The 9,690-nt window shown below is 64.2% G+C and carries 8 protein-coding genes; 6 read left to right on the top strand and 2 right to left on the bottom strand.

The genetic code is table 11. The features are described 5' to 3' along the window. Positions 1 to 182 (top strand): ethanolamine ammonia-lyase light chain EutC (locus tag VD811_09415; protein ID HXV21186.1); only part of this gene is annotated, 182 nt, incomplete at its 5' end. Between the two features lie 59 nt (positions 183 to 241). Here VD811_09415 and VD811_09410 read toward each other — a convergent pair. Together VD811_09410 and VD811_09405 are read right to left on the bottom strand one after the other, a co-directional pair. Then, positions 242 to 937: an NAD(P)H-binding protein gene (locus VD811_09410; GenBank protein HXV21185.1), complete on the bottom strand. Its 696-nt coding sequence runs from the start codon at positions 935 to 937 to the stop codon at positions 242 to 244. A 116-nt stretch (positions 938 to 1,053) separates the two neighbouring features. Then, the gene (locus VD811_09405; GenBank protein HXV21184.1) at positions 1,054 to 1,581 is read right to left on the bottom strand and encodes a helix-hairpin-helix domain-containing protein; all 528 of its coding nucleotides are present in this window, start codon (positions 1,579 to 1,581) and stop codon (positions 1,054 to 1,056) included. Positions 1,582 to 1,971: 390 nt separating this feature from the next. Between VD811_09405 and ppk1 the strand changes: the two genes are divergently transcribed. From ppk1 to VD811_09380, 5 genes are all read left to right on the top strand, one after another. After that, positions 1,972 to 4,131, top strand: a complete 2,160-nt coding sequence (gene ppk1 / locus VD811_09400) for a polyphosphate kinase 1 (protein HXV21183.1) — start codon at positions 1,972 to 1,974, stop codon at positions 4,129 to 4,131. Positions 4,132 to 4,350: 219 nt separating this feature from the next. Next, positions 4,351 to 5,043, top strand: a complete 693-nt coding sequence (locus VD811_09395; protein ID HXV21182.1) for a response regulator transcription factor — start codon at positions 4,351 to 4,353, stop codon at positions 5,041 to 5,043. 2 nt (positions 5,044 to 5,045) lie between these two features. Continuing rightward, the gene (locus VD811_09390) at positions 5,046 to 6,827 is read left to right on the top strand and encodes an ATP-binding protein (GenBank protein HXV21181.1); all 1,782 of its coding nucleotides are present in this window, start codon (positions 5,046 to 5,048) and stop codon (positions 6,825 to 6,827) included. A 249-nt stretch (positions 6,828 to 7,076) separates the two neighbouring features. Continuing rightward, a complete protein-coding gene (locus VD811_09385; GenBank protein HXV21180.1) occupies positions 7,077 to 8,072 on the top strand; it encodes a phosphate ABC transporter substrate-binding protein in 996 nt (331 codons plus the stop codon). A gap of 170 nt (positions 8,073 to 8,242) precedes the next feature. Beyond that, the coding region (locus VD811_09380) for an ABC transporter permease (GenBank protein ID HXV21179.1) at positions 8,243 to 9,690 on the top strand (1,448 nt) is incomplete at its 3' end.

Here is a 9,690-nt window from a genome sequence, read left to right as displayed (position 1 = left end):
GCCCGGGTCGCACCGACGCGGAGCGCAACTGCATCTCCAACATCCGTCCGGAAGGGTTGGGATACGAAGAGGCGGCGCAGAAACTCCTGCATCTGCTGACCCGGGCCCGCCGGTACCGTCTATCGGGCGTGAAGCTCAAGGACGATGCAGACATCCTGCCTTTGCCGCCGTCCGAGGGATGAATTGTCAAGCAGCGGGAGAACCCTTAGGGGGGCCAGGGCAGCTTCGCGGACCAGGCGCTTCACCGACGCCGGCGAACGGCCGTTCCAAGCATGGGGGTGCGCTCGGTGAACGGCTCCGGGCGCTCCGCGGCGGCGAGCATCCAGGCCGCCACGTCGCCTCGCGAGATGCGGCTGAGCAGGCCGAAATGCTGGACGACCTGAACTGAGCCGGTCGGGGGCCCGGCCCTGAGCGTCGTGGGGCGAACCGCCAGCCAATCGAGTCCGCTGTCGGCGAAGACCGCCTCCATCCCTGCGAGATCCCGATAAGAGGCCGCGACGTTGCTGTTGGCGATCAGCCAGCGGAGGAGCGGATGCAGGCCTCGAACGCTTTCGCCCACGCCACCCGCACTGATCGCCACGACCCGGCGCACCTCGTGTCCGGGCATGGCCTCCGCCAGCAGCCTGGCGGCCTGGGTGGCAAGGTCCGGCGGCGAGGCGAGGGCAGACCAGGGGTTCCATGGCGTTTTCCGCTGGATGCCGAGGGCGGAGAGCACCGCCTCGCACCCCTCCAGCGCCCGATCTAGGACCCCCTCTTCGAGCACTTCGTCGCGGATCACCTCGATCCCGGCCGGCGGGTTGAACGGGGTCGCCGGCCGCACCAGCGCCCGCACGTGGTGGCCGCGTTCCCGGGCGAGCCGGACGAGCCACTGGCCGCAGCCGCCGGAAGCCCCGAGAACCAGGAGATTCATAGGTTTGCGGGCAGGTTGCCAGACCATTTATCCTGTCCTGAGCGAGGGCCTTGGAATGAAGTATCTGAATCGATCCTTACCAGACACGCTCAGCCCGCTGCCTGAAAAGGAGAGGTCGTTTGGAGCACCTTCCGGACCCGCTCTCAGGCAAAGACCCGCTTGAGGGACTTGCGTGCTTTTTTGAGGCCCCGGGTCAACCCCTTGATGCCGTCTTCCGTCAGACCGGCAAGTCTCTTGCCGGTTTTGGCTAGACTTTTCCTTGCCCGCTTGACGCGGATCCCCTGCTGCTTTTTCACCCTGTCGAGCCCTTTCAGCAGCTTGCTTACCTCTTTCTCAAACCGCTCTTCCTTCTTTCCGGAGAGCTTTCCCGCCTGCCGCTCCCGGATGGCTGCCGTCAGCTCCTGGACCTGCTTCTCCAGCCGTTCCGTGGTTTCCTGCAGAACGCGAAGCCGCTCATCCGGGCCTGCCGCAACTTCGCCTGCCAGCCCCCTTGCCTGTTCGAGAATGGCGGGGATCGCCCGCGGATTGATGCCGCGGATTTTCTTCAAGCCTTCCTCCCCCGCCTCGACCACCCGGGAAAAGCTGTCGAAACCCGCCTCGACCAGACGCTGCGCCAGAACCGCGCCAACCCCTTTGATCTGCTGCAGCTCCTTTTGAACTTCTTTCTCCATGGTCCTCTCCTTTTGGCAAGTGTCCGCAGATAGGTGTCCCCATTATTGCGCAGGGATTCATTCGTAGCGCCTGTATCACCGCCACTACGATTTGTGAAAGTTTTCAGTCCCAGGTTAGATCTTGGTTAGTTTTCGCCCGATCCGCCTCGCAATGCCCCATCACAGCCTATACCTCACACAATACTAACCGAAGCAGCACACATTACCTCATGGTGCCGGGGAGAAAAATCTCTTCTTATTTATTGAAAAACCGGGAGAACAGCAGTGGGCGCATGCACAGGCGGCGAAATTGGATACAATAACACTGACCAGCCGGAATCGGTCAAAACCCCCGGCTCCGCAGAAACAGCCCAGCAGCTCGATGCCTCTATGCCGAAGAATTCAAAAGAGATGACCGCGAAGCCCGTTCGAAAGGAAGCGGTACCGTCGCCCCCGGATCTTTCCGCGCCCGACCTCTATCTCAACCGGGAACTGACCTGGCTGGCCTTCAACCAGCGCGTGCTCCACGAGGCCCTCGACGAGCGCACCCCACTGCTGGAACGGGTCAAGTTCACCGCCATCACCGGATCGAATCTGGACGAATTCTTCATGAAGCGGATCGGCGGCCTCAAGCAGCAGAAAGGGGCCAGGGTTCTGGAACGGACCGTCGACGGCCGCACCCCCCAGGAGCAGATCGAGCAGTGCTATGCGATCATCCGGCAGCACCAGGCGGACAAGCAGCGCCTGCTCAACCATCTCAAGGAGCTGCTGAAGAAGGAAGGGATCGCCATCCGCGATTTTGCCGATCTCTCCGCAAAAGAGCGCAAGCAGGTCCGGGACGATTATTTCCGGAACATCTTTCCGTTGGTCACCCCCCAATCGATCGATCCGGCGCACCCCTTCCCCTTCATCTCCAACCTCTCCCTCAACCTGCTGGTCACCCTGCGTTACCCGGAGGACCGGGAGCTCTCGCTGGCCCGGGTCAAGGTGCCGATCAGCGCCGGGGCACCGCGCCTGCTGCGGGTCGGCGAGCGGGACAGTTTCGTGCTGCTGGAAGAGGTGATGGCCAACAACCTGGACATGCTCTTCCCGGGGATGGAGGTGGTCAGCTGCGAACTGTTCCGGGTCACCCGCAACGCCAACACGGAAAGAAGCCAGGAACACGCCGACGACCTGCTGGCGCTGATCGAATCGGCCCTGCTGGAGCGCAAGTTCGCGCCGATCGTCCGCCTGGAGGTCAAGCCGGGGATGGATCCGGTGCGCCGCGGCCGCCTGGCCGCCGAACTCGGCCTGAACGAGGAGCAGGACGTTTTCGAGACCGAGGGGATGATGGGGATACGCGACCTGTTCGAAATCGCCTCCCTCGACTACCCGCACCTCAAGGACCCGCCCCACCATCCCATCGACCACCCGGCCCTGCAGAGCGAACGGAACATTTTCCACATCATCCGCGATGCCGGCTCGATCCTGCTGCAGCACCCCTACGAGTCTTTCGCGACCTCGGTGGAGCGCTTTCTTCAGGAAGCGGCCGTCGACCCGAAGGTCCGCGGCATCAAGATGACCCTCTACCGCACCTCGAGCCGCAGCCGCATCGTCGACACCCTGATCCGCGCCGCCCAGAACGGCAAGCAGGTGGCGGTGGTGGTGGAGCTGAAGGCGCGCTTCGACGAGGAGGCCAATATCCGCCTGGCGAGCCGCATGGAGGAAGCGGGCATCCACGTTACCTACGGGGTGGTCGGCCTCAAGACCCACGCCAAGGTCATCCTGGTGGTCCGTCAGGATTACAGCGGGCTGCGCCGCTACGTGCATTTCGGCACCGGCAACTACAACGCCCTGACCTCCAGGGTCTACAGCGATTTCGGACTGCTGACCTGTGCCGATGAACTCGGCAACGATGCCACCGAACTGTTCAATTACCTGACCACCGGCTACAGCCCCAAGCGCGATTACCGCAAGCTGCTGCCGGCTCCGAAAATCCTGAAAAAGGCATTGATGGAGAAGATCCAGCGGGAAATCGAACTGCACGGTGAAAAACAGCCCGGCCACATCCAGTTCAAGATGAATGCCCTCGAGGATGTCGACATCACCCGCGCCCTTTACCAGGCCTCCATGGCCGGCGTCCGGGTCGACCTCATCGTTCGCGACAGCTGCCGGCTGCGTCCCGGGCTGGTCGGCCTGTCGGAAAACATCCGGGTGATTTCCATCGTCGGACGGTTCCTGGAGCACGCCCGTCTCTTTTACTTCCGCAACGGCGGCAAGGAGGAGTACCTGATCGGCTCGGCCGATGCCATGCAGCGCAACCTCGAACACCGGGTCGAGGTGGTGGTGCCGGTGGAAGATCCGCTGCTGCGCCAGGATCTGCGGGCCTTTCTCGACCTCCAGTGGAATGACCGCCGCAGCGCCTGGGAGATGCAGGCCGACGGCAGCTACGTCCAGCGCCGGCCGGCGCCGGGCGAGGAGTCGCGAACCTGCCACCAGCTGCTGGTGGAGCTGGCCGAAAAACGCAACAAGGACGTCACCCGACTGAAAAAGCGCAAGGCCAAGGGGTTCGGCGGCCGCAACCTGCGCTGAGATAGCCGGGACGGAAGTCGCCTGCATCTCCGCCTGCAGCCGCAGCCGGCCATCCCCCCGCCCGCATGCCATCCGGGCCATCCTCCGGCCGCCCTCCCCCATCGAAGTTTTCCTCTTCCACCGGCGGGTTTACGGACAAGTTTTCAAATATCCTAATATTGCGCTAACATACATAGAATATTGATGTCCCTGCTTCTCCAAGACTTCAGGAAAGAATCTATGGCCAAGGAACACATTCTGATCATCGAGGACGAGGAGGACATCCTGGCCCTGGTGCAGTACAACCTGCTGCGGGAGGGCTACCGGGTGACCTGTGCGACCTCCGGCGAGGACGGACTGCAGCAGGCCGGCATGGAAGCTCCCGACCTGATCCTGCTCGACCTGATGCTTCCCGGCATGGACGGTCTGGAGGTCTGCCGGGCGCTGAAGATGAAGCCCGCCACCGCCCAGGTACCCGTCGTCATGCTGACCGCCAGGGGTGAGGAGGCAGACGTTGTCGCCGGACTCGAACTGGGGGCCGACGACTACATCCCCAAGCCTTTCAGCCCGCGGGTGCTCATCGCCCGGGTGCGGACGGTGCTGCGGCGCCGGGAGCGCGAGGCGGCGCCGGCCGACAAAAGCGGCGTCCTGCGCATCCACGAGCTGACCATCCACCCCGGCCGCAACGAGGTGCTGGTGAACGGCGAGCCGGTAGAGCTGACCTTCACCGAGTTCCGCGTCCTTCTGCTGCTGGCCAACCGCCCCGGCTGGGTATTCACCCGCAACCAGATTGTCGACGCGGTGCGCGGCGAAAGCTACGCCGTCACCGAACGCGCCGTCGACGTGCAGATCGTCGGCCTGCGGCGCAAGCTCGGCGAGAGCGGCAAATACATCGAAACGGTCCGCGGCGTCGGCTACCGGTTCAAGGACTGAGCATGCGACCCCGGCGCCTTCTCTGGCAGCTCTTCCCCTCCTGCCTGGCGATCCTGCTGGTGGTCCTGCTCGGGCTCACCTGGCACTTTTCCCGCTCCCTGCGCGATTTCTATATCGAGGAGACGGCCGTCAACCTCTCCGCCCGCGCCCGGCTAGTGGAGAACCAGGTGGCCGACCGTCTGACCGCTGCCGATCGCCCCTTTCTCGACCGGCTCTGCAAGGAGCTCGGCCGGCAGACCGCCACCCGCATCACCCTGATGCTGCCATCCGGCGAGGTCCTTGGCGACACCCTGGAAGACCCCGCGATGATGGAAAACCATGCCGAACGCCCCGAGGTCCGGACGGCGCTTGCCGGCGGCGAGGGGCGGGCCACCCGCTTCAGTTTCACGGCGCAGAAAGAGATGATGTACGTGGCGGTGCCGGTTCTGGTCGACGGCAAGGTCGTAGGCGTTGTGCGCACCTCCATGGCGGCCACCGCCATTGATGATGCCCTGCGCGCGCTCTACCTGAAGATGGCGCTGGGCGGCCTGGCTGCCGTGCTGGCGGCGGCGCTGCTCAGCCTGCTCATTGCGCGGCGGATCAGTCGTCCCCTGGAGGAGATGCGGCAGGGGGTGGAGCGTTTTGCCCGTGGCGAACTGGACCGGCGTCTGGCAGTCAGCGGTTCCGAGGAGATCTGCGGGCTGGCCGAAACCATGAACCAGATGGCGGCGCATCTCGACGACCGCATTCGGACCGTGCTGCGGCAACGCAACGAGCAGGAGGCGGTGCTGGCCAGCATGGTGGAAGGGGTACTGGCGGTCGACCTCGAGGAGCGGATACTGCGCCTCAACCGGGCCGCCGGCCGGCTTCTCGGCGTGCGGCCGGAGCAGGCCGAGGGTCGCCGCATCCAGGAAGTGGTGCGCAAGGCCGACCTGCAGCGCTTCGTCGCCCGGGCGCTGGCCAACCGCGAGCCGGTGGAGGGGGACATCGTGCTGCGCGACGCCGAGGAGGGGGAGCGGTTTCTCCAGGCCCACGGCACGGTGCTGCGCGGCGCCCAGGGGCAGGAGATCGGTGCGCTCATCGTCCTCAACGACGTGACCCGCCTGCGCCGGCTGGAGACCCTGCGCCGCGACTTCGTCGCCAACGTCTCGCATGAACTGAAAACCCCGATCACCGCCATCAAGGGGTTTGTCGAGACCCTGCTCGACGGGGCGCTGGCGGACCCCGACGATGCCCACCGTTTCCTGCAGATCATCACCCGCCAGGCCGACCGCCTCAATGCCATCATCGACGATCTGCTCGACCTCTCGCGCATCGAGCAGGAAGCGGAGAAGGGGGGGGTTCCCCTTGCCCGGGGAGCGCTGCGGCCGGTGCTGGAAGCTGCCGTCCAGGCCTGTTCGGTAGGTGCCCGGGAGAAATCGCTGCAGATCGTGCTGCACTGCTCGGGCGAGCTGGCAGCGCAGATCAACGCCCCGCTGCTGGAGCAGGCGGTCGTCAACCTGCTGACCAATGCCATCAAGTACAGCGACCCGGCCGGCCGGGTCGTGGTCGATGCCGGCCAGTTCGGCGACAAGGTGATGGTCAAGGTGCAGGACTGGGGCTGCGGCATCTCTCCGGAGCATCTGCCACGCCTTTTCGAGCGCTTCTACCGGGTCGACAAGGCGCGCAGTCGCAAACAGGGGGGGACGGGTCTCGGGCTGGCGATCGTCAAGCATATCGTCCAGAGCCACGGCGGGGAAGTCGTCGTGCACAGTACTCCCGGGAAGGGGAGCACCTTCACTCTCATCCTGCCGGCCGTTTCCTGAACGCCTCTTTGCTCTTCGGCCCACTCTTGCAATCGCCCTCCTTTGCGATAGCCTCCTGACAGGCGGAGAGAGAAAAGTTTACGCCGCTAACAATAACCTAACACTCCCCGTCTATACACTCTCCGGCGGTCGGCAAAAAGGTGCCGCACACCGATTTTGCAGGCTTCTTACCGGCGGCTAACCTGACCCTAACATGGCTGCGGATAATAGTCCCCAGACGATCCAATAAATAAAAGAGGGAGACTAGAAATGCAGATTATCGGCAAAACCCGCAGTTTTCTGACCGTGATGGCAATGGTGGCGCTTGCGGCGGTGTCGGTGCCCGGCCCCGCGCAGGCCGAACAGCTCCAGGTCGACCCGGCCCTCAAGGGCTACACCAAGACCCAGGGCGTTTCCGGCAACCTCAACAGCATCGGTTCGGACACGCTGAACAACCTGATGACCTTCTGGGCCGAAGGGTTCCGCAAGCTCTATCCCAGCGTCAACATCCAGATCGAGGGGAAAGGGTCGAGTACGGCGCCGCCGGCGCTGATCGAGGGGACCGCGCAGATCGGCCCCATGTCGCGTCCGATGAAGAAGGAAGAGATCGAGAAGTTCGAGCAGAAGTACGGCTACAAGCCGACCGAAATCGGCGTCGCCCTCGACTCGCTGGCGGTCTACGTCCACAAGGACAATCCCCTCGAGTCCCTCTCCCTGACGCAGGTCGACGCCATCTTCTCCAAGAACCGCAACCGCGGCGCCGCTGCGGATATCGTCACCTGGGGTCAGCTCGGGCTCAAGGGTGAACTGGCCGGTCGCCCCATCAGTATCTACGGCCGCAACTCCGCCTCGGGGACCTACGGCTTCTACAAGGAGCACGCCCTGAAGAAGGGGGATTTCAAGGACATCGTCAAGGAACAGCCCGGCAGCGCCTCGGTGGTGCTGGCGGTGACCGAGGACAAGGCCGGCATCGGCTATTCGGGAATCGGCTACAAGACCTCCGGGGTCAAGGCGCTCGCCCTGAGTGAAAAGGATGGCGCCCCGGTCTACGAGGCGACCTACGAGAACGTGCTGAGCAATAAATACCCCCTGGGCCGGATGCTCTATCTCTACGTCGCCAAGGAGCCGAACAAGCCGCTGCCCAAAATGGTCGAGGAATTCATCAAGTACGTCCTCTCCAAAGAAGGACAGGAAGTTGTGGTCAAGGACGGCTACCTGCCGCTGCCCGCCAAGGTGGCGGAAAAGCAGCTGGCCGCCAGCAAGTAACGGGCCGTTGGCCGAAGACCCTGGCAGCGAAATTCAGAAAACAGTAGAACGATGACGGGTCCTCCCCTCCGGGCATGTCCGAAGGGGAGGACTTCGTCGCGTCCAGTCAGCACCGGATGCGGGAGAGCATGGAAAGCAAATTCCTGAAACGAATCAAACGAAGAGACCGTATGGCCCGCTGGCTGATCAGCGCCGGCGGTCTGACCGTCATCGGCAGCGTCATCTTCATTCTCCTGCTGATCGTCCGGGTTGCCGTCCCGCTCTTCCAGGCACCGCGGGCGGAGGTCTTCTCCCGCTTTGCCCTGCCGCCGGAGGTGCCGGCAGCAGAGGTTCTGACCGTCGGCCTCGACGAATATCTGGAGAGCGCGTTCACCATTTCCCGCGATGGCAGCTTCGCCTTTTTCGAAGCTCGCCGGGGAGAACTGTTCGACCGGCTGACCCTGGAGCCGCCGGTCCCCGAAGCGCAGGTGAGGGGGGTCGAATATGACGGCGGACACATCTATGAGCTGCTCTGGAGCGACGGCTCGCTCAGTCTCGAGCAGATCCGGTTCCAGCCGCAGTTCGACGAACAGGGGGGGCGCAAGGTTGTCTTCAACCACGAGCGGCTGGCCCTTTTCCCGCCGCCGGCGCCGGGGCATCCGGTTCGCTCCCTGGCGCGCATCGACGCTGAGGGGCGCCAGACCCGGGTGAGTCTGCTCGCCGACAACCGTCTGCTCGTTGAGCAAACGGAAATCACTGAGGATTTCCTCGGCAACCGCTCGGAAGAGCGCCACGAACAGGTGCTGGAAGATGCTCCGGCCGAGACGGTCACCGCCCTGACCCTCGACCACACGGGGCATGCCCTCTATGTCGGCACCGGCAGCGGCATTCTGCTGCGCTGGAATCTGGAAGAGGCGGGCAGTCCTGTGCTTCTCGACCGGGTGCCGGCCTTTGCCGAACCCCGCCCCGTGACCGCCCTCGGGCTGGTCTTCGGCGATATCTCCCTGGCGGTCGGCGACGCGCAGGGCGGGCTTTCGACCTGGTTTCCCGTGGTTGGCGAGGAGAACTCAGGTGAAAAGAGGCTGCACCGCATCCACACCTTGAAGGCACATGCCGGTGCGGTGACGGCAATTCTTCCGTCGCGGCGGGACAAGTCGCTGCTCAGCCTCGATCAGGGCGGCGCCCTGCACCTCGACCATATGACCAGCGAGCGGCATCTGCTGGCTCTCGAGGGGGCGGGCGCCCTCCGCCATTTTGCTTTTTCCGCCCGCGGCAACGGCGTCTTCGCCGTTGCCGCCGACGGCCAGGCAACCCTCTGGACGGTCGACAATCCGCACCCGGAGGTGAGCCTCGGCACCCTCTTCGGCAAGGTCTGGTACGAGGGATATCCGGCGCCGGCGCACGTCTGGCAGTCGTCGTCGGCCAGCGACGACTTCGAGCCGAAATTCAGCCTCACCCCCCTCATCTTCGGGACCCTCAAGGGGACCTTCTACGCCATGCTCCTCGCCGTGCCGCTGGCCCTGTTCGGCGCCATCTATACGAGCCAGTTCGGCAGTCCCCGGCTGCGGCAGATGATCAAGCCGACGGTGGAGATCATGGCGGCCATCCCCTCGGTGGTCATCGGCTTTCTGGCGGCCCT

Source organism: Desulfuromonadales bacterium, assembly GCA_035620395.1.
Taxonomy (GTDB): domain Bacteria; phylum Desulfobacterota; class Desulfuromonadia; order Desulfuromonadales; family DASPGW01; genus DASPGW01.
Note: the sequence above shows the minus strand (reverse complement) of the source record. Positions and strands in the feature narration are given on the sequence as shown.